The organism is Pseudomonas putida S13.1.2, assembly GCF_000498395.2.
GTDB classification, from domain to species: domain Bacteria; phylum Pseudomonadota; class Gammaproteobacteria; order Pseudomonadales; family Pseudomonadaceae; genus Aquipseudomonas; species Aquipseudomonas putida_Q.
The window spans coordinates 1,075,152-1,095,001 of sequence record NZ_CP010979.1; the positions used below are offsets into that span (position 1 = coordinate 1,075,152).

A 19,850-nucleotide genomic window follows, 5' to 3' on the forward strand; every position below is an offset into this window, starting at 1 on the left:
GCATCCCATAAAGGCCCGTCGATGCTCGCCATCGAACAGCTCCACAAATCATTCCCCACCCCGCAAGGCCCGCTCCCCGTTCTGCAGGGCGTGGACCTGCGCCTGGCGCGCGGTAGCAGCCTGGCGCTGATGGGCGAGTCGGGCAGCGGCAAGAGCACGTTGCTGCACTTGATTGCCGGCCTGGACCGTGCCGACAGCGGCCGCATCCTGATCGATGGCGTCCCGCTCGACGGCCGTTCGGAGGCGTCGCTGGCGCAGTGGCGACGGGAGGGCATTGGCCTGGTGTTCCAGCAATACAACCTGATCAGCAGCCTGGACGTGGCGGCGAACCTGGCCTTTCAGGCCAGGCTGGCTGGCAGGCATGACCCACAATGGGTGGCTTACCTGGCAGAGCAGTTGGGCTTGGCAGGTTTGCTGGCGCGCTACCCTGAGCAGTTGTCCGGTGGCCAGCAGCAACGGGTCGCCATCGGCCGCGCCTTGGCTGGGCGCCCGGCCTGGCTGCTGGCCGATGAACCCACCGGCAGCCTTGACGAAGCCAGCAGTGATGAGGTGCTGAGCCTGTTGCTGCAACTGGTCGCCGAGGCCGGCAGCGGTGTGTTGATGGTGACCCACAGCCCCCGGCTGGCGGCACGCTTGCAGCGGCGTTGCCAGCTGCAGGCCGGTCGCGTTCAGCCAGAGTTGGGGTGATGAGGCTTTTGTCGCTGGCCCTGTTGGCGTTGTTCAGCCATTGGCGGCGTCATCGTGTGCAGTTTTTCAGCATCTTCACCGGGTTGTGGCTGGCCACGGCGCTGTGGACGGGCGTGCAGGCGCTGAACAGCCAGGCACGCAGCGACTACGCCCGGGCCAGTGCCGTGCTGGCCGGGCCGCTGCAGGCGCAGCTAGTGCCGCGCAACGGTGAGCGCTTCGACCAAGGGCTTTACGTGCAATTGCGCAAGCAGGGTTGGCCAGTAACGCCCGTGCTGGAAGGGCGCTTGCGCTTGCCTGGGGAGCCCGCGCGCAGCGTGCGCCTGCTGGGCATCGACCCTTTGAGCCTGCCGCCGGCCAGCAGCATTGCCGGTGTGCAGCCGCAAGCATTCGATGTGCAGGCGTTCATCGGCACGCCCGGGCAAGCGTGGGCCGGGCCAGACACCTTGCGGCAACTGGGCGCAGAGCTTGGGGCCGCGGTGCGCGACAGCGAAGGGCAATTGCTACCCCCCATGATCCTGCAGCCTGCATTGGCGCCCGGCGTGATCGTGGTCGATATCGGCCATGCCCAGCGGTTGCTGCACGCGCCTGGGCAGTTGTCGCGATTGCTGGTGGCCGGCAAGCCAGGGCCGCTGCCTGCTGATATTGCGGTTTACCTCGAACTGCAACCGCAACAGGACGACGGCGGGTTGCAGCGGCTGACTGAGAGCTTTCACCTCAACCTGACTGCACTCGGCCTCCTGGCGTTCGTCGTAGGCCTGTTTATCGCCCATGCCGCAATCGGTCTGGCGCTAGAACAGCGGCGTGGATTGATCCGGAATCTGCGCGCCTGTGGCGTCAGCTTGAACACCCTGCTGTGTGCCTTGATGCTGGAGCTGGGTCTGTTCGCCGTCCTGGGCGGGCTGGCCGGCGTGGCCAGCGGGTATGTGCTGGCCGCGTGGTTGTTGCCCGATGTGGCAGCCAGTTTGCGCGGCCTGTACGGCGCCCAAGTTGCCGGTACCCTGAGCCTGCCCGCGTGGTGGTGGCTGCTGGGGGTGCTTGTGAGTGTGTTGGGGGCATTGCTGGCAGGGCTGGGCAGCGTGTTGCGTGCAGCCCGGTTGCCATTGCTGGCGTTGGCGCAGCCTCAGGCTTGGCGGCTGGCGCAGGGGCCATGGTTGAGGCGCCAGGCTTGCATAGCGGGGGTTCTGTTGCTGCTGGCCTTGGGCTGTGGCGTGCTGGGTAACCGCCTGGCCAGCGCGTTTGCCATGCTGGCTGGGCTGTTGCTGGCGGCGGCGCTGTTGTTGCCGGCCTTGCTCGACCGGGCTCTGGCCTTGCTGACGCGGTATTGCCGGCGACCTTTGGCGCAATGGTTCGTCGCCGATAGCCGCCAGCAACTGCCGGCACTGAGTTTGGCGCTGATGGCACTGTTGTTGGCGCTGGCTGCCAGTGTCGGGGTGGGCAGCATGACCGAGGGCTTTCGCAAGACCTTTGTCGGCTGGCTGGACCTGCGCCTGTCTGCCGACCTGTACGTCACCCCTCGGGATACCGCCCAAGGTCTGGAGATTGCGCAGTGGCTAGGGCAGCAATCTGCAGCCAGTGTGGTGCTGCCCGGCTGGCGTGTAGAAACGCAGTTGCAGGGCTGGCCGGTGCAGCTCCAGGGTATCGTCGATCACCCGGCCTACCTCAAGCGTTGGCCGTTGCTACAGCAGCAGCCTCACGCCTGGGTAGCGCTGGCCAGCGGGCAGGGCGTGATGCTCAGTGAACAGCTGGCAAGGCGCCTGAAGCTGCAACTGGGCGATCGCCTGGCGCTGCCTTCAAAGGCCATGACGGTGGTGGGTATCTATGCCGATTACGGCAACCCCAAGGGCCATGTGCTGGTCAATGCCGGCTGGTTACGCATGCAGTGGCCACAGGCAGCGCTAACCGGCTTGAGCGTTGACTTGCCCGCTGAACAAGTGCTCGCCATCAAGGCCGCGTTGCAACAGCGCTTCGCCCTGGACGACAGCCGCGTGGTAGAGCAGGCACGCCTGAAACGCTGGTCCACCGAGGTGTTCAACCGTACCTTTGCCGCCACTGCTGCGCTCAACAGCCTCACGCTTGGCGTGGCCGGCGTGGCGCTTTTCATCAACTTGCTGACGTTGGGCCAAACGCGGCTGAGCCAGCTGGCACCCCTGTGGGCGCTGGGTGTGCAGCGCAGACAACTGGTGTGGCTGAGCCTGGGGCAGACACTGATGCTGAGCAGTTTCACGGTACTGCTGGCCATTCCGTTGGGGGTGTTGTTGGCCTGGTGCCTGGTGGCGGTGGTCAACGTGCAGGCGTTCGGCTGGCGCCTGCCGCTTTACGTATTCCCCGTGCAGCTGCTGCAACTGGCCGCCTTGGGGTTGTTCACCAGTCTGTTGGCCAGCGCCTGGCCGCTGTGGCAACTGGCGCGCCGCCAGCCCCGCGAACTGTTGAGGCCGTTTGCCGATGAAGCGTAACGCCTTGCTGTTGCTATGCGGCCTGCTATGCGCTTGTGATCCGCCGGCGCCACAAAGCTATGCCGGGCTGGGGCAGCAGGCAGACGGTTTCAGCCAGGTGGCCCGTGCGCATCGCCTGGAGTTCCCGCGTGACCATGGCGCGCACGATGGCTTTCGCATCGAATGGTGGTACGTCACCGCCAACCTCAAGGACGCCCAAGGGCGTGACTGGGGCGCGCAGTGGACCCTGTTCCGCTCGGCCGTGCGCCCCGGCCCTGAAACCACCGACTGGAACAGCCCCAACCTGTGGATGGGGCACGCGGCCCTGACCGGGCCGGATGGTCACCAGTCTGGCGAAACCCTGGCGCGCGGCGGTATTGGCCAGGCCGGTGTGCAGGCCCAGCCTTTCCGGGCGTGGATCAATGATTGGTCGTTGCAGGGCAGGGGGGGTATCGAAAGCCTGCAAATGGTCGCCGGGGGTGAAGGTTTTCGCTACGACTTGCGTTTGGACAGTGATCGGCCCCTGGTGCTGCACGGCGATCAGGGTTACAGCGAGAAATCCGGCAAGGGGCAGGCCTCTTACTATTACAGCCAGCCGTTTTACCGTGTGCGCGGGGAAGTGGAACGTGATGGCATGTGCATCGCGGTCACCGGCCAGGCCTGGCTGGACCGGGAATGGAGCAGCCAGCCGCTGGCGGCCGGGCAAACCGGGTGGGACTGGTTTTCCCTGCACCTGGACAGTGGTGCCAAGCTGATGGTGTTCCAGGTGCGTCAGGCTGAGGGCGATGCCTACCGCGCCGGCACGTGGGTTGGCCCGCAAGGTGAAGTGGTAGCGCTGCAAGGCGCGCAGGTGCAGTTGCAGGCCCTGGCCCGGGCCGAGCAGAAGAATGGCAAGCAGGTACCGACGCGCTGGCGGGTGCAGGTGCCGGCGCATGGGGTGGATGTGCAGGTTGACGCGGTGGAGCCACGGGCCTGGATGGATACGCGGTTCCCGTACTGGGAAGGGCCGGTGCGGTTGAGCGGGAGTGCGGGTGGGCGCGGGTATCTGGAGATGACTGGCTACTAGGGCCTATAGCCGTCATCACGCGATCCCTTGTAGGAGCGGCCTTGATCTGGTCAAGTAATTTTGGACACCGGTTAAGGTTCATGCCGCTGCCCTGAGCTTTTCCTCCATGGCTACCGGGGTCTCATAGCCGTTGTAGCTGTGGAGGCGCTTGAGGTTGTAGCGCACCAAATAAGCCATGATGTCGGCCTTAGCTGCAGCTTCGGACTCATAGCCCCCTGCTGGCACCCATTCTGATTTCAATGCCCCGAAAAATCGCTCCATGGCGGCGTTGTCCCAGCATTGGCCACGGTGGCTCATGCTTTGTTTCAAGCTGCACTCTTCAAGCACAGCCCTGAATTTATGGCTGGTGTACTGACAACCTTGATCTGAATGAAACATCACCCCTGCAGGTTTACCTCTGGACTCAGACGCCATACGCAGCGCGTCACAGGCCAATCTGGCATCGGCAGTCATTGAGAATGCCCAGCCCACAACTCGGCGTGCGTACAAGTCGATTATTGCGGCCAAATAGAGCCAACGTCTGCCAACCTGGATGTAAGTCACATCGCCACACCAAACCTCATTGATCGTCGAAACTTTGAAGTTTCGCTTCAGCTGGTTTTCCGCAATCAGTGCTTCCGCGCCCGATGAGCGATACCGATGGGGCCTTCGTTGTCGGCATTCCAGACCAGCTTCACGCATAAGAGCACGCACTTTGTAACGCCCGATTTTATGGCCTTCACGTCGCATTTCCTGCATCAACGTGCGTGAGCCTGCGGAGCCTCGTGACGCCTTGAAAAGCTTGATTACCTGCGAGCGTAGAGCATCCCTTTCGAGATTTTCACGCCCTTGGCGTTTGCGCCAGGCATAGAAACTGCTGCGCTTGACCCCAAGCACGCGACAGCAGTCGACAACACCATATTGCTCACTCAGCTCGTTGATCAGCGAGAATGATCTTTGGAGTCCCGAAGCAGGAGAGCACTGGCCTTTTTTAGGATTTCGAGATCCCGATCCTTCTGACGAACCAGAGCTTCCAGCTCCTCAATGCGTCGTTGATCCGGGGTGATAGCCTTGGCCCCAGCAGGGACTTTCCCCGCTCTTTCCTGCCGTACCTGCTCAACCCAGCGGCGGAGAGCTGTACGACCTATTCCGAGGATTTGGCACACCTCAGGAACCGACTGGCCGCCGTCTAACACCATCTCAGCAGCTTGAATTTTGTGTTCTTTCGAGTAGGACTTTCGCACTGATTTTGCCTCCAATTGGGCGCCATGATAGCGCCCTAAGAAGGTGTCCAAAATCATTAGGCCAGTTCACCTTGCGTCGCGACCGGGCCGCAAAGCGGCCCCGGCGATTCTGAGGCGAGGCGCAGATCCTGGGGGCGCTTCGCACCCCTTTCGCGACGCAAGGCCGCTCCTACAGGGGGCGCGCCGGACCATTTAATCTTTGATCAGCCGCCGTAACACGGCCCGTGCTTCTTCGGTGCGCAAGCACTCGATAAACAACTGGCTTTCCCGCGCCACCGTGGCCTCCAGCTCCGCCCGCTGGCTGTCCTTGATCAGCCGCTTGCTGACGCGCAGCGCCGCCTGCGGGTAAGTTTGCAGCTGCCGCGCCAGCTTGCGCGCTGCGGCCAGGCACTGTTCGCCATCTTCATGCAGCTCATTGGCCAGGCCCCAGGCCACCGCCTGTTCGCCATCCAGCAACACGTTACCCAGCAGCAGGCCGGCGGCGCGGGCCTGGCCAAGCAAGCGTGGCAGCAACAGGCTGGAGCCAAACTCCGGGCATACCCCCAACGGTGCGAAAGGCATGCGCAACTTGGTCGAGCGGCTCACCAGCACCTGGTCGCAATGCAGCAGCAAGGTGGCGCCGATGCCGATTGCTGCGCCACTGACTGCCGCGATCAGCGGCTTGTGCAGGCCCATGACCACCCGCATCAGGCGGAACACCGGGCTGTCCAGGTTAGTGGGCGGGTTATCGAGGAAGTCGCGCAGGTCGTTGCCAGCGGTGAAGCAGTGGGGGCCACCGGTGATAATGATGGCATCGACGCCAGGGTCTTCACCCGCTGCCAGCAGCAGGTCGCCCAGTTGCTGGTACATGGCGGTGTTCAGGGCGTTGAGCTTGTCGGGGCGGTTGAAGGCCAGGGTCAGCAGGCCTTGGTCCAGCTCGCGTGTGATCAGGTCGTTCATGGCAGCCGTTTTTGTTGTTGTGGGTATGTGTGCCAAGGGTTTATCACGCAGTCCGGCTTGTTGTACAGTCGTTCAGTCCAGCCCCTGAACCGAGAACCCTTGATGAGCCAGGAAGCCCGCTACCACCGCATGCTGCCGGAATTGCGCAAGGCCAACCTGGTCGAAGCGACCCTGGTGTGCCTCAAACGCCACGGATTCCAAGGGGCTTCGATCCGCAAGATTTCGGCCGAGGCCGGGGTCTCGGTCGGGCTGATCAGCCACCACTACGCCGGCAAGGACGAACTGGTTGCCGAAGCCTACCTGGCCGTCACCGGCCGGGTGATGGGGCTGCTGCGTGACGCCATGGCGCAGGCTGCGCCCAATGCCCGGGAGCGGCTGTCGGCGTTTTTCCGCGCCTCGTTCTGTGCAGAGTTGCTCGACCCGCAGCTGCTCGACGCCTGGCTGGCGTTCTGGGGCGCGGTAAAGACGGCTGACGCGATCAACCAGGTGCATGACCATTCCTATGGCGAGTACCGCAAGGAGCTGAGCCGGTTGCTGGCCGAGTTGGCCACGCAGGAGGGCTGGCAGGGCTTCGATGCCGACCTCGCGGCCATCAGCCTCAGTGCCCTGCTCGATGGCCTGTGGCTGGAGTCGGGGCTCAACCCCGGCACCTTCACCCCCGAGCAGGGCGTGATTATCTGCGAGGCCTGGGTCGACGGCCTGCAGGCCGGTGGTCGGCGGCGCTTCAGCCTGCCCGAGGGCTGTTGATCGTCTGTTCAGTAACGAGTACGCTGCTGGCGCGAGTGTGTAGAACAACACCAATAAAAAAGAGACAACACGCAATGACGCCTCGGGTATTGATCGTCGATGACGATCCGCTTATTCGTGACTTGCTGCAGGCCTATCTGTCCCAGGAAGGCTACGACGTGCACTGTGCCGACACGGCGGAAAAGGCCGAAGCCTGGCTCGCCAGCCAGGATGTCGACCTGGTGCTGCTGGATATCCGCCTGCCTGGCAAGGACGGCCTCACCCTGACCCGCGAGCTGCGGGTGCGCTCGGAGGTGGGCATCATCCTCATCACCGGCCGCAACGACGACATCGACCGCATTGTCGGCCTGGAATGCGGCGCTGACGACTACGTGATCAAACCGCTCAACCCCCGCGAGCTGGTATCGCGCGCCAAAAACCTGATCCGCCGCGTGCGCCATGCCCGCGAAGTGCACCCGGCACCGGCCTGCGCGCAGTCGCTGAAACAGTTTGCCGACTGGGCGCTGGACACCGACCGCCGTCGCCTGATCGACCCACGCGGCGGGCAAACCCTGCTGACCCACGGTGAGTTCCAGTTGCTCAGCGTGTTCCTGCGCAACAGCGGCCATACCCTGAGCCGCGACCAGCTGATGGACCAGATTCGCAACCGCGAGTGGGTGCCTAACGACCGCTCCATCGACGTGCTGGTCGGTCGCCTGCGGCGCAAGCTGCACGATGACCCGGCCGAGCCGCAACTGATCATCACCATTCACGGTACCGGCTACCTGTTCACTGCCAGCGTGGCCGCATGATCCCCCGCGCCCGCCGTGCCTGGGCGATGGTGCTGGCATTGCTCGCTGTGCCGGCCGGTGCGGCACAGACGGTGCGCTACTGCGATTACCCGGTGTACCCGCCGATGTCCTGGAGCGACGGCCACCAGGTGCGTGGCCTGGCGCCAACCGTGGTGCGCGAACTGTTCGCCCGCATGGGCTACCAGGTGCAGACCGTGGTGCTGGGCAACTGGAAACGCTGCCTGATGGACGCTGCCGCCGGGCGGGTAGACGTGGTGCTGGCCTACAACAGCGACCAACGGGACCAGCGCATGCATTTTTCCACGGAGCCGGTGGTGCGCGAGGAAGTAGCTGTGTTCTACAACCGCAAACGGCCGGTGCAGTTCCAGCTGTTGGAGGACCTGGCCGGTTACCGCGGCGGCCTGTTGTACGGCGAAAGCTATGGCGCCGAATTCGACCGCTTCGTCGCCCGCCACCAGAACATCGAACGGGTGTCTTCCAGCCAGCAGAACTTTGGCAAGCTGATCCGCGGGCGCATCGACTACGTGATCCAGGAGCGGCGCACCGGCCAACTGTTCATCGAGCACCTGCCCGGGGCGCAGGACATCCGCGTATTGCCCAGCGCACTGAGCGTGGACTACCTGCGCGTTGCCGTATCGCGGCAATCACCCCTGAGCCAGCACATGGACGAAATCGACGCGCAGTTGCGGCGCATGAACCAGGCTGGCGAGATCGCGCGCTGGCTGGAGCAGAGCGAGGTCACCTACCGCGACATGATCAACCTGCCGGCAGATGCCCGATGATTCGCCTGCACACCGATGGCCTGCTGCGCCGCCTGCTGCGGTTCATCCTGCTGTTCAGCCTGTGTTTCACGGTGCTGGCCAGTGGCGTGCAGCTGTACTTCGAATACCGCCGCGAAATGCGCGACATCGAGGCGCGCATGGCGTTGATCCGTGCCGGCTACCTGGCCAGCCTGGAGCGCAGCCTGTGGGACCTGGACGAGGCGCAGATGGACACACAACTGCGCGGCCTGGTGGACTTTTCCGACGTGGCCCGGGTGCGTTTGGTCAGCGACGATTTTCAACTGCTACGAGGGGAGGCCGAACCCAAAGGGCCGCTGCGCATCGAGCGCTTCCCCCTGGATTATCAGCCCCCCTCGGGCCCGGCCAGGCACCTGGGCGAGCTGGAAGTCAGTATCGACCTGGGTGCGGTGCACCGTCGGCTGTACGCCACCGGCCTTGCCAGCCTGCTGTGGATGGGCGTGTTCCTGTGTGGCCTGGCGGTGGCGCTGTCGGGGCTGTTCTACCGCCTGGTCACCCGCCACCTGCAAGTGATGGCCGAGTTCGCCCGGCGTATTGGCGCCGGCCAGTGGCAGGAGCCGTTGCGCCTGGGCCGCCGCCGTTCATCGCGCCCCGACGAAATCGACACGGTGGCCAATGCCCTGGACGACATGCGACGCGCCATCCTCAGCGACATCGAACGCCGCGAGCGCGACCGCCTGGCGTTGCAGGACAAGCGCGACGAACTGCAGGCCATGGTCGAGCGACGTACCGCCAGCCTGGCCCGGGCCAAGGATGACGCAGAGGCCGCCAACCTGGCCAAGTCGCGCTTTCTGGCGACCATGAGCCACGAGTTGCGCACCCCGCTCAACGGCATCCTGGGCATGGCCGAGCTGCTACGCGGTGGACGGCTGGAAGCGGCCGACCGTCAACGCCTGGAGGCCTTGTACAAAGCCGGCGAGGGGCTGTTGGCGATTCTCAACGAAGTGCTGTACTTCGCCCGGCTCGAAGAAGGCGAGAGCCGCGCCGAACTGGTGGGCTTTTCGCTGCGCCGGTTGTGCCAGGAAGTGCTGGCGCTGCTCGAACCCATGGCCGTGGACAACGGCGACACGCTGCACCTGGAGGTAGATGAGCAATTGGCCGGTTATCAGCACGGTGCCGAGCAGTACCTGCGTCAGGTGCTCAGCAACCTGCTGGCCAATGCCATCAAATTCACCGAGCACGGCCAGGTGCGGCTCAAGGTGCAGGTGCTGGCCAGCGATGCGACCACGCAGCGCCTGCGCCTGTCGGTCAGTGACAATGGCATCGGCATCGAGCCGGCCGTCCAGGCGAAAATCTTCGACCGCTTCGTCCAGGCCAGCGAGGCCGTGGCCCGGCGCTACGGTGGCACCGGGCTGGGCCTGGCGATCTGCAAACACCTGGTGGAAAAGCTGGGGGGCTGCATTGGGCTGGACAGTGTGCAAGGGCAGGGCAGTTGCTTCTGGTTCGAGCTCGACATGGCCCTTGGGCAGCCGGATTCACCCCTTGAGCCAGCCCAGTCGGTCAGCGCCAGCCTGGATATCCTGGTGGTCGAGGATGTCGCGCTGAACCGTGAGGTGGCGGGCGGCTTGCTGGTGCGTGATGGCCACCGGGTGAGCTTTGCCGAAGATGCCGGGCAGGCCCTGCATATATGCGCTCAGCGGCGCTTCGACCTGATCCTGCTGGACGTTCACCTCCCCGGCATGAGCGGGGTGGAACTGTGCCGGCAGCTTCGCGCTACCCCCGGGCCTAACCACCACAGCCGGATAGTGGCGCTGACCGCTGGCGTGCAACCGGGGCAAGTGTCGGGTTACCTGGAAGCCGGCATGCAAGGTGTGCTGGCCAAGCCCCTGCGGCTGGCCAACCTGCGCCAGGCGCTGGCCGACGCAACGCCGACTGAACAGGCCGGTATGGACGCAAACATGGACTGGTCGCTGCTGGCGACCCACCGCTCCCTGCTGGGCGAACAGAAGCTGCAGGGCCTGCTGAACGTGTTGCGCCAGTCACTGGAGCAGCACGCCATGGCGTTGGCCGAGGCGCTGCCGGCCCAGGACTTTACCGAAGTGCTGCACCTGGCCCATCGCCTTGCCGGCAGTTGCGACTCCCTGGGTTTTTCTGGCCTGGCTGCGCTGTTGCGACGCCTTGAAGAAGCAGCCCGCCAGCATGACGGGCAGGCGCTGAACGCACTTGCCGAGCCATTGGCAAACCAGCTCGGCCAGGCCCGTGCGACCCTGAAACAGTTGATCCAGAGCTGACGTACAAAATACTTACGACTTTTTACATCTTCGATCCGTTCGTACAACGGCACCTTACATCCGTTTCCAATAATCCACTGCAACCGTGTTGCACGCGGTCCATGAGGCTTATTGGAGACAAGAATAATGACATGCCGTAGCGCTCAGCCCCTCCTTTGTACCGCCCCTCGCACCTGCCGCAATGGCGAGGTGCGCCATGACTGACAACCACGAAAAAATCCAGCTCACCCGCGCCCTGAAAAGCCGGCACATCTTCATGCTGTCGCTGGGCGGGGTGATCGGCACCGGCCTGTTCATGGGTTCGGGCGTGACCATCAACCAGGGCGGGCCGGTGGGTGCGATCCTGGCCTACCTGGTGGCCGGCTTGCTGATGTACCTGGTGATGGTCTGCCTGGGTGAGCTGTCGGTGCAGATGCCAGTGTCCGGCTCGTTCCAGGCCCATGCCACGAAGTTCATCGGCCCGGCCACCGGCTTCATGATCGGCTGGGTGTACTGGATGAGCTGGGCCACTACCGTGGGCCTGGAGTTTACCGCTGCCGGCATGCTGATGACCCGCTGGTTCCCCGAGGTGCCGATCTGGTACTGGTCGGCACTGTTCGTGGTCGTGCTGTTCGGCCTCAACGCCCTGGCCACTCGCGCTTTTGGCGAGGCCGAGTACTGGTTCTCGGGCATCAAGGTGGCAACCATCCTTGGCTTTATCATCATTGGCCTGCTGGTGATTTTCGGCGCCATCCCGCTGAGCAGCGGGGCGCCGGCGCCAATGCTGGACAACCTGGTGGGCGAGTCGCTGTTCCCCCACGGCCTGTCGGCGGTGTTCGCGGTGATGATGACCGTGGTCTATGCGTTCCAGGGCTGCGAAATCATGGGCGTGGCGGCCGGCGAGACCGAGCACCCGGAAAAAAGCATCCCGCGCGCCGTGCGCAATGTGGTGTTCCGCGTGCTGATTTTCTATGTGCTGGCGATCGCCGTGCTGTCGGCCATCGTGCCGTTCGAGCAGGCCGGCCTGATGGAAAGCCCGTTCGTGCAGGTGTTCGACATGGTCGGTATCCCCTTTGCTGCCGACGTGATGAACTTCGTCATCCTCACCGCCATCCTGTCGGTGGGCAACTCTGGGCTGTATGCGTCTACGCGCATTCTGTGGGCGATGTCCAAGAGCGGCATGGCGCCGAAAAGCCTGGCGCCGCTGAGCAAGCGCGGCGTACCGCTGCGGGCGCTGAGCATCACCTTGTGCTTTGCCCTGGTGTCGCTGATGACCAGCTTCATTGCCGCCGACACCCTGTTCATGGTGTTGATGGCGGTGAGCGGCATGTCTGGCACCGTGACCTGGATCGTCATCGCCCTGGCGCAGTACCGCTTCCGCAAGGCCTACCTGCGTGAAGGTGGGCAACTGCAGGACCTGAAGTACAGGGCACCGCTGTACCCGCTGGTGCCGCTGCTGTGCATCACCCTGTGCAGCTCGCTGTTCGTGTTCCTGGCACTGGATGAAACCCAGCGGCCGTCGCTGTACTGGGGCTTTGGCTTCATTGCCCTGTGCTACGCGGCGTACTTCTTCGTCAACCGCCGTCGGCAGGGTGCCTTTGAGCCGAGCGCGCCTGGCGTTTGATTCACGGTCGTCGGGGCCGCTTCGCGGCACAAGGCCGCTCCCACAGGGATTCACGCAGGTTCCACCTGACGCGGTCTGTTGTAGGAGCGGCCTTGTGCCGCGAAAGGGGCGCAAAGCGCCCCCCAGAATCCCACAGTTGTACAAAGTTGTAACAACAACCAGGAAATCCGCACTCAGAAAAATAAATAAATCATTTAATAACAACAAGTTATGAAGTTTTAAAGGCTGTTACAGGACAAGATCCCGCCAATTGCCGCCTTGTTGAACACTCGTTTAGTATCTCCCTCATCAAGCCCTCCCAAAACCATCACAACAACACTGAGGCCCCCCATGACCACCCCGTCGTCGTCACTGTTGAGCAAAGTCGAAGCCGGCGTTGCCTGGATCACCCTCAACCGCCCCGAGCAACGCAACGCGCTCGACATACCCACCCTCAAGCAACTGCACGCCTTGCTCGAATGCCACAACAGCGACCCGGCCGTACGCGTGGTGGTGCTTACCGGCAGCGGTCGCAGCTTCTGCGCCGGCGCCGACCTGGCCGAGTGGGCTGCCGCCGAAGCTGCGGGCACCCTGGAAAGCTACGGCTGGACCGAAACCGCCCACGCCCTGATGTTGCGCCTGCATAGCCTCGACAAGCCCACCCTCGCCGCCATCAACGGCACCGCCGTGGGCGGTGGCATGGACCTCAGCCTGTGCTGCGACCTGCGTATCGCCGCTGCCTCTGCGCGTTTCAAGGCCGGCTACACCAGCATGGGCTACAGCCCCGATGCCGGCGCCAGCTGGCACTTGCCACGGCTGATCGGCAGCGAGCAGGCCAAGCGCTTGTTGTTCCTCGATGAACTGTGGGGCGCCGAGCGTGCCCTGGCGGCCGGGCTGGTCAGCGAAGTCTGCGCCGACGAGCAACTGCCCGCCGTGGCGGCCGAGCTGGCCGGGCGCCTGGCCAATGGCCCGACGTTCGCCTATGCGCAGACCAAGCAGCTGATCCGCGACGGCGCCCGGCGCACCCTGGCCGAGCAGCTGGAGGCCGAGCGCCACGCCGGCCTGCTGTGCGGCCGCAGCCAGGATGGCGCCGAGGCGCTGCAAGCCTCGGTTGAACGCCGCGCCCCCCGTTTCACCGGCCAGTAACCCGATACCGACCCTGACCAGGACCTTCGCAGATGAATTTCCAACTGACCCAAGAACAAGAAATGTTGGTGGAAGCGGTACGCAGCTTTGTTGCCAAAGAGTTGCTGCCCCATGAGGAAGCGGTGGACCGCGCCGATGCCGTGTCGCCAGAGCTGGCCGCGCACATCCGTGGCAAGGCCATCGCCGCCGGGTTCTATGCCTTCAACATGCCTGAGGAAGTCGGCGGCGGTGGCCTGGACTACCTGTCCCAGGCGCTGATCGAACGTGAGCTGTCCAAGGTGTCCTGGGCGCTGCATGTGTTTGTCGCACGCCCGTCGAAAATACTCATGGCCTGCAAGGACGAGCAGATCAACGACTACCTGCTGCCTTGCGTGCAGGGCGAGAAAACCGACTGCTTCGCCCTCACCGAACCGGGTGCCGGTTCCGATGCCAACGCCATCAAGACCCGCGCCGTGCGCCAGGGCGATGACTTTGTCATCAACGGTAGCAAGCACTTCATCAGCCACGCCGGCCACGCCGATTTCGCCATTGTCTTCGCCGTCACCGACACCTACGAGCACAACGGGCGCAAGCGCAACGCGGTCACGGCGCTGCTGGTCGACCGCGGCACACCGGGCATGACCATCCGCCGCGGCCCCAAGTGCGTGAGCAACCGTGGCTATCACACCTACGAGCTGTTCTTCGACGACTGCCGGGTGCCGGCCAGCAAGGTGCTGGGTGAAGTCGGCAAGGGCTGGGAAGTGGCCAACGCCTGGCTTACCGCCGGCCGGGTGATGGTTGCGGCCAACTGCGTGGGCCAGGCCCAGCGGGCCCTCGACCTGTCGCTGCAGTGGGCCGCCGACCGCAAGCAGTTCGGCCAGGCCATCGGCAGCTACCAGGGCGTGTCGTTCAAGCTGGCCGACATGGCCACGCAGATCCGCGCCGCCGAAATGCTCACCCTGCACACTGCCTGGAAGATGGATCAGGGCAGCATGACCGACGGTGAAGCCGGCATGGCCAAGCTGTTTGCCAGCGAAGTGCTGGGCAAGGTGGCCGACGAAGCCGTACAGATCTTCGGTGGCATGGGCCTGATGGACGAAGGGCCGGTCGAGCGCATCTGGCGCAACGCGCGTATCGAACGGATCTGGGAGGGCACCTCGGAAATCCAGCGGCACATCATCGCCCGCGAACTGCTGCGCCCGCTGCTGCGCTGAGCGCCAGGAGAACACCCATGTCGCAATCGATTCGTGACAACCTCAAGCGCCTGCTGGCGCCCCGGCACCTGGCCTTCGTTGGTGGGCGCAGCATGGCGCGGGCGCTCAAGCGCTGCGCCGAAGGTGGCTTTGGCGGCGAGCTGTGGCTGGTCAACCCGCAGCATGAAAGCCTGGAGGGCATCCCCTGTGTGGCGTGTGTGGCCGACTTGCCGTATGCCCCGGACGCGGTGTTCATTGCCACCAACCGTGAGCTGACGTTGCAGTGCGTTACCGAGCTGGCCGCGCGTGGCGCCGGGGGTGCCATCTGCTATGCCTCCGGCTTTGCCGAAAGCGGCGAAGAGGGCCGCCAGTTGCAGCAGCGCCTGCTGGCTGCGGCCGGCAACATGGCCCTGCTCGGCCCCAACTGCTATGGCCTGCTTGACTACCTGCACGGTGCCGCCCTGTGGCCGGTGGCCCATGGCGGCCAGCAGGTGGAGAAGGGCGTGGCGATCCTCACCCAGAGCGGCAACTTTGCCTACAACCTGTCCATGAGCGACCGCTCGCTGCCGGTGGCCTACATGGCCTCGGTCGGCAACCAGGCGCAATTGGGCGTGGCCGAGCTGATGGACGTCTTGCTCGACGACCCACGGGTAACGGCCATCGGGCTGCACCTGGAAGGCTTGAAGAACGTACCGGGCTTTGCACGCGCCGCCTACAAGGCATTGCAACAGGGCACGCCAATCATTGCCCTGAAGACTGGCGTGTCGCAGATCGGCGCTGAACTGGCGCTCAGCCACACCAGCTCGTTGTCCGGCTCCGATGCCTTGTACGACAGCCTCTTCCAGCGCCTGGGCGTGATCCGCGTCAGCGGCCCGGTGAGCTTTGTCGAAACCCTCAAGGCCGCCGCTTGCGGGCGCTTGCCGGCAGATGGCGAACTGATCGCGCTGGCCTGCTCAGGCGGCGATGCTGGCCTGATCGCCGATTATGCCGAACGCAACCAGTTGAGTCTGCCGCAACTGGGACAAGAGCAGGTGGGGCAGTTGGCCGAAGTGCTGCCGGCCTATGCCAACCTGGTCAACCCGCTGGATTTCACCACTGCCATCTGGGGCGATGAAGCGGCCCTGCAACGCATGCTCGACAGCACCCTGAGCGGGGCCGCTGATGCCGCCATGCTGGTGCTGGACTACCCGGCGGCATTCACTGGCGAGCGCAAGGAGTGCGACCTGCTGCTGGCGTTGTACTGCGACGCGCTGGAGCGTCACGGCAAGATCGGTTTTGTCACCTCCGCCTTCCCGGAGCTGCTGCCCGCCAGTGCGCGTGAGCGCCTGCATGCCCGGGGCATCGCTGCGCTGCAGGGCGTGGAAGACGGCCTGGCGGCCTGGGGCCGTATTGTCGCCTACCAGCGCAACCGCCGGCGGTTGCTGGAGCAAGGCGAGGCCGCACGGGTGCCGCTGTGCCCGCAAGCCCTCACGGGCGAAAGCCGGTTGCTGGACGAATGGCAAGCCAAGCACGCCCTGCGCGCCTTCGGTTTGCCGGTGCCAGCGGGCGTGCTGAGTACGCCCGAGCGCGCTGTGGCAGACGCCGCCCACGTGGGTTACCCGCTGGTACTGAAGGCGGTCAGCACACAGCTGCCGCACAAGACCGAAGCCGGTGCGGTGGCGCTGAACCTGCGTGATGCCGCCGCCCTGGAAGCCGCACTGGTGCAGATGCGCCAGCGCATCGCTGCCTACGCCCCGCACGTCGCGTTCGACCAGATACTGCTCGAACCCATGGCCGAGCCGCCGCTGGCCGAGCTGATAGTGGGCATCAAACGTGAACACGACTTTGCCCTGGCCTTGGTGATCGGCGCCGGTGGGGTGCTGGTCGAACTGCTCAAGGACAGTGTCAGCCTGTTGCTGCCCACCACCGACAGTGCTATCCGCGCCGCGTTGCTGAACCTGCGCAGCGCCAGCCTGCTGCAAGGCTTCCGTGGCCGCCCGGCCGCCGACCTCGACGCCTTGGTCGCAGCCATCCGTGCGGTGGCCGACTACGCCTGCGAAAACGCCGGGCAGCTGCTGGAGCTGGATGTGAACCCATTGATGGTCGGTGCCCACGGCACCACCGCGGTCGACGCGCTGATCCGCCTCGGCCAGGCGCAAGGAGAACGACATGAATGACCTTACCCTGACTGCCGGCCAGGCGCTGGTGCGCCTGTTGGCCAACTACGGCGTGCAGACTGTGTTCGGCATCCCCGGGGTGCATACCCTGGAGCTGTACCGCGGCCTGCCGGGGAGCGGTATCCGCCATGTGCTGACCCGCCACGAGCAGGGCGCCGGCTTCATGGCTGACGGCTATGCGCGGGTGAGCGGCAAGCCGGGGGTGTGCTTTGTCATCACCGGCCCGGGGGTGACCAACGCTGCCACCGCCATCGGCCAGGCCTATGCCGATTCCATCCCGATGCTGGTGATTTCCAGCGTCAACCATACCGCCAGCCTGGGCAAAGGCTGGGGCTGCCTGCACGAAACCCAGGACCAGCGCGCCATGACTGCGCCGATCACCGCCTTCTCGGCTGTGGCGTTGCGCGGCGATGACCTGCCCGAGCTGATCGCCCGCGCCTGGGCTGTGTTCGACAGCGAACGGCCGCGCCCGGTGCACATTTCGGTGCCGCTGGACGTGCTGGCCGCACCCGTCAGCCGTGACTGGAGCGATGAGGTGGCACGCCGCCCCGAGCGTGGCCAGCCGTGCCGCGAAACCCTCGACCAGGCTGCCCTGAAGCTGGCAGCGGCCAAGCGGCCGATGATCATCGCCGGTGGTGGTGCGCTGCACGCGGCCGAGCAACTGGCGCAGTTGAGCACCCGGCTGGCGGCACCGGTGTTCACCAGCGTGGCAGGCAAGGGCCTGCTGGCGCCGCAAGCGCCATTGAATGCGGGTTCCAGCCTGTGCGTGGAGCCTGGCTGGCAGTTGATCAGCCAGGCCGATGTGGTGCTGGCCGTGGGCACCGAAATGGCCGACACCGACTTCTGGCGCGAGCGCCTGCCGATCACCGGCGAGCTGCTGCGCGTGGACATCGACCCGCGCAAGTTCAACGACTTCTACCCCTGTGCCATTGCCTTGCAGGGTGATGCCCGGCAAACCCTGGCCGGCTTGCTCGAGCACCTGCCAGCACTCGACCGAGACCCGGCGCAGGCCAGCGAAGCCGTGAGCAACCTGCGCCAGGCCATTCGTAATGGGCATGCACCGTTGCAGGCCACCCATCAGGCGATTCTGGACCGCATTGCCGCCGTGCTGCCCGACGATGCGTTCATCAGCAGCGACATGACCCAACTGGCCTACACCGGCAACTATGCCTTCGCCAGCCGGGCGCCGCGCAGCTGGCTGCATCCTACCGGCTACGGCACACTCGGCTACGGCCTGCCGGCCGGTATCGGCGGCATGCTTGCCACCGACCATCGCCCAGGCCTGGTGCTGGTAGGCGACGGCGGTTTTCTTTATACCGCCCAGGAGCTGGCCACGGCTGTAGAGGAACTGGACCGGCCGTTGGTGGTGCTGCTGTGGAACAACGACGCCCTCGGGCAGATCCGCGACGACATGCTCGGCCTGAACATCGAGCCGGTCGGCGTGCTGCCGCGTAACCCGGACTTCATCGGCCTGGCCCGTGCCTTTGGTTGCGCGGTGCGCCAGCCGCGTGACCTGGACGCGCTGCAGGCCGACCTGGCCAGCGGTTTCGCCACACCCGGCGTGACCTTCATCGAACTCAAACACACCTGCGTCTGTTAAGGCGCGCACAACCAAAAGAACAAGAGAAACCTACATGCCATTTCGCCGTACACTTCTGGCCGCATCCCTGGCCCTGCTGATTACCGGCCAGGCCCCCCTGTATGCCGCACCACCGCTCTCGATGGACAACGGCACCAACGCCCTGACCGTGCAAAACAGCAACGCCTGGGTCGAAGTCAGCGCCAGCGCCCTGCAACATAACATCCGCACCCTGCAGGCCGAGCTGGCCGGCAAGTCCAAGTTGTGCGCCGTGCTCAAGGCCGATGCCTATGGCCACGGTATCGGCCTGGTAATGCCATCGATCATCGCCCAGGGCGTGCCCTGCGTGGCGGTGGCCAGCAACGAGGAGGCCCGCGTGGTCCGCGCCAGTGGCTTCACCGGGCAACTGGTGCGGGTACGCCTGGCCAGCCTCAGCGAGCTGGAAGATGCCTTGCAGTACGACATGGAAGAGCTGGTGGGTAGCGCAGAATTTGCCCGCCAGGCCGATGCCATCGCCGCGCGCCACGGCAAGACCCTGCGCATACATATGGCGCTCAACTCCAGCGGCATGAGCCGCAACGGGGTGGAGATGGCCACCTGGTCCGGCCGTGGCGAAGCGCTGCAGATCACCGACCAGAAACACCTCAAGCTGGTCGCGCTGATGACCCACTTCGCCGTGGAAGACAAGGACGATGTGCGCAAGGGCCTGGCGGCCTTCAACGAGCAGACCGACTGGTTGATCAAGCACGCGAAGCTCGACCGCAGCAAGCTCACCCTGCACGCCGCCAACTCGTTCGCTACGCTGGAGGTGCCGGAGGCGCGCCTGGACATGGTACGCACCGGTGGCGCGCTGTTCGGTGACACCGTGCCGGCGCGCACCGAGTACCAACGCGCCATGCAGTTCAAGTCGCACGTGGCGGCGGTGCACAGTTACCCGGCCGGCAACACCGTCGGCTACGACCGCACCTTCACCCTGGCCCGTGATTCGCGCCTGGCCAACATCACCGTCGGCTATTCCGATGGCTATCGCCGGGTGTTCACCAACAAGGGCTATGTGCTGATCAACGGCCACCGCATACCGGTGGTGGGCAAGGTGTCGATGAACACGCTGATGGTCGATGTCACCGACTTCCCGGACGTGAAGGGTGGCAACGAAGTGGTGCTGTTCGGCAAGCAGGCCGGGGGCGAAATCACCCAGGCCGAGATGGAAGAAATCAACGGCGCGCTGCTGGCCGACCTGTACACCGTGTGGGGCAGTTCCAACCCGAAGATCCTCGTCGACTGAAACCGCCAAAGAAG

The 19,850-nt window shown here is 64.8% G+C and carries 16 protein-coding genes; 13 read left to right on the forward strand and 3 right to left on the reverse strand.

The features are described 5' to 3' along the window. Positions 1-21 precede the first annotated feature (21 nt). From N805_RS04890 to N805_RS04900, 3 genes are read left to right on the forward strand one after another with little or no spacing between them, the layout of a single operon-like run. The gene (locus N805_RS04890) at positions 22-687 is read left to right on the forward strand and encodes an ABC transporter ATP-binding protein (RefSeq protein ID WP_028613179.1); all 666 of its coding nucleotides are present in this window, start codon (positions 22-24) and stop codon (positions 685-687) included. Then, positions 687-3,140 carry an FtsX-like permease family protein gene (locus N805_RS04895; RefSeq protein ID WP_046811295.1) on the forward strand — a complete coding sequence of 818 codons (2,454 nt, stop codon included), beginning with the start codon at positions 687-689 and terminating at the stop codon, positions 3,138-3,140. The genes N805_RS04890 and N805_RS04895 overlap by 1 nt, the downstream gene beginning before the upstream one ends. Continuing rightward, a complete protein-coding gene (locus N805_RS04900; protein WP_028613178.1) occupies positions 3,130-4,185 on the forward strand; it encodes a lipocalin-like domain-containing protein in 1,056 nt (351 codons plus the stop codon). Before N805_RS04895 ends, N805_RS04900 begins: the two co-directional genes overlap by 11 nt. A gap of 78 nt (positions 4,186-4,263) precedes the next feature. Here the strand turns inward: N805_RS04900 and N805_RS04905 are convergent, their stop codons facing one another. The 3 genes from N805_RS04905 to N805_RS04915 all read right to left on the reverse strand — a co-directional run bounded on the left by N805_RS04905 (position 4,264) and on the right by N805_RS04915 (position 6,347). Continuing rightward, positions 4,264-5,109: an IS3 family transposase gene (locus tag N805_RS04905; RefSeq protein WP_046811296.1), complete on the reverse strand. Its 846-nt coding sequence runs from the start codon at positions 5,107-5,109 to the stop codon at positions 4,264-4,266. Continuing rightward, a complete protein-coding gene (locus N805_RS30915; protein WP_019471226.1) occupies positions 5,106-5,465 on the reverse strand; it encodes a transposase in 360 nt (119 codons plus the stop codon). The genes N805_RS04905 and N805_RS30915 overlap by 4 nt, the downstream gene beginning before the upstream one ends. Positions 5,466-5,600: 135 nt before the next feature. Then, a complete protein-coding gene (locus tag N805_RS04915; RefSeq protein ID WP_028613176.1) occupies positions 5,601-6,347 on the reverse strand; it encodes an enoyl-CoA hydratase in 747 nt (248 codons plus the stop codon). Positions 6,348-6,449: 102 nt separating this feature from the next. Between N805_RS04915 and N805_RS04920 the strand changes: the two genes are divergently transcribed. The 10 genes from N805_RS04920 to alr all read left to right on the forward strand — a co-directional run bounded on the left by N805_RS04920 (position 6,450) and on the right by alr (position 19,836). After that, positions 6,450-7,094, forward strand: coding sequence for a TetR family transcriptional regulator C-terminal domain-containing protein (locus tag N805_RS04920; protein WP_016487575.1), 645 nt, complete (start codon positions 6,450-6,452; stop codon positions 7,092-7,094). Between the two features lie 74 nt (positions 7,095-7,168). Next, positions 7,169-7,885, forward strand: a complete 717-nt coding sequence (locus N805_RS04925) for a response regulator (protein ID WP_028613175.1) — start codon at positions 7,169-7,171, stop codon at positions 7,883-7,885. Further along, positions 7,882-8,667, forward strand: a complete 786-nt coding sequence (locus N805_RS04930; protein WP_028613174.1) for a substrate-binding periplasmic protein — start codon at positions 7,882-7,884, stop codon at positions 8,665-8,667. Before N805_RS04925 ends, N805_RS04930 begins: the two co-directional genes overlap by 4 nt. Continuing rightward, on the forward strand, positions 8,664-10,916 hold the full coding sequence (locus N805_RS04935; RefSeq protein WP_028613173.1) for a hybrid sensor histidine kinase/response regulator: 2,253 nt from the start codon (positions 8,664-8,666) through the stop codon (positions 10,914-10,916). Before N805_RS04930 ends, N805_RS04935 begins: the two co-directional genes overlap by 4 nt. A gap of 196 nt (positions 10,917-11,112) precedes the next feature. Further along, complete coding sequence (locus N805_RS04940; RefSeq protein WP_016499182.1) at positions 11,113-12,519, forward strand: amino acid permease; 1,407 nt, start codon at positions 11,113-11,115, stop codon at positions 12,517-12,519. Positions 12,520-12,849: 330 nt separating this feature from the next. Then, entirely contained in the window at positions 12,850-13,644 is a 795-nt protein-coding gene (locus N805_RS04945) for an enoyl-CoA hydratase/isomerase family protein (protein WP_028613172.1), read from the forward strand. Positions 13,645-13,676: 32 nt separating this feature from the next. Further along, positions 13,677-14,837, forward strand: coding sequence for an acyl-CoA dehydrogenase family protein (locus N805_RS04950; protein ID WP_028613171.1), 1,161 nt, complete (start codon positions 13,677-13,679; stop codon positions 14,835-14,837). Between the two features lie 17 nt (positions 14,838-14,854). Then, positions 14,855-16,972 carry an acetate--CoA ligase family protein gene (locus N805_RS04955; RefSeq protein ID WP_028613170.1) on the forward strand — a complete coding sequence of 706 codons (2,118 nt, stop codon included), beginning with the start codon at positions 14,855-14,857 and terminating at the stop codon, positions 16,970-16,972. Further along, positions 16,965-18,572, forward strand: a complete 1,608-nt coding sequence (locus N805_RS04960; RefSeq protein ID WP_028613169.1) for a 5-guanidino-2-oxopentanoate decarboxylase — start codon at positions 16,965-16,967, stop codon at positions 18,570-18,572. Before N805_RS04955 ends, N805_RS04960 begins: the two co-directional genes overlap by 8 nt. A gap of 34 nt (positions 18,573-18,606) precedes the next feature. Further along, positions 18,607-19,836 carry an alanine racemase gene (gene alr / locus N805_RS04965; protein WP_028613168.1) on the forward strand — a complete coding sequence of 410 codons (1,230 nt, stop codon included), beginning with the start codon at positions 18,607-18,609 and terminating at the stop codon, positions 19,834-19,836. Positions 19,837-19,850 lie beyond the last annotated feature (14 nt).

Coding starts and splice junctions, on each gene's coding strand:
- N805_RS04940 (WP_016499182.1), top strand. CDS start 11,113: ATGACTGACAACCACGAAAAAATCCAGCTCACCCGCGCCCTGAAAAGC.
- N805_RS04890 (WP_028613179.1), top strand. CDS start 22: ATGCTCGCCATCGAACAGCTCCACAAATCATTCCCCACCCCGCAAGGC.
- N805_RS04925 (WP_028613175.1), top strand. CDS start 7,169: ATGACGCCTCGGGTATTGATCGTCGATGACGATCCGCTTATTCGTGAC.
- N805_RS04935 (WP_028613173.1), top strand. CDS start 8,664: ATGATTCGCCTGCACACCGATGGCCTGCTGCGCCGCCTGCTGCGGTTC.
- N805_RS04960 (WP_028613169.1), top strand. CDS start 16,965: ATGAATGACCTTACCCTGACTGCCGGCCAGGCGCTGGTGCGCCTGTTG.
- alr (WP_028613168.1), top strand. CDS start 18,607: ATGCCATTTCGCCGTACACTTCTGGCCGCATCCCTGGCCCTGCTGATT.
- N805_RS04955 (WP_028613170.1), top strand. CDS start 14,855: ATGTCGCAATCGATTCGTGACAACCTCAAGCGCCTGCTGGCGCCCCGG.
- N805_RS04930 (WP_028613174.1), top strand. CDS start 7,882: ATGATCCCCCGCGCCCGCCGTGCCTGGGCGATGGTGCTGGCATTGCTC.
- N805_RS04920 (WP_016487575.1), top strand. CDS start 6,450: ATGAGCCAGGAAGCCCGCTACCACCGCATGCTGCCGGAATTGCGCAAG.
- N805_RS30915 (WP_019471226.1), bottom strand. CDS start 5,465: ATGATTTTGGACACCTTCTTAGGGCGCTATCATGGCGCCCAATTGGAG.
- N805_RS04945 (WP_028613172.1), top strand. CDS start 12,850: ATGACCACCCCGTCGTCGTCACTGTTGAGCAAAGTCGAAGCCGGCGTT.
- N805_RS04895 (WP_046811295.1), top strand. CDS start 687: ATGAGGCTTTTGTCGCTGGCCCTGTTGGCGTTGTTCAGCCATTGGCGG.
- N805_RS04915 (WP_028613176.1), bottom strand. CDS start 6,347: ATGAACGACCTGATCACACGCGAGCTGGACCAAGGCCTGCTGACCCTG.
- N805_RS04950 (WP_028613171.1), top strand. CDS start 13,677: ATGAATTTCCAACTGACCCAAGAACAAGAAATGTTGGTGGAAGCGGTA.
- N805_RS04900 (WP_028613178.1), top strand. CDS start 3,130: ATGAAGCGTAACGCCTTGCTGTTGCTATGCGGCCTGCTATGCGCTTGT.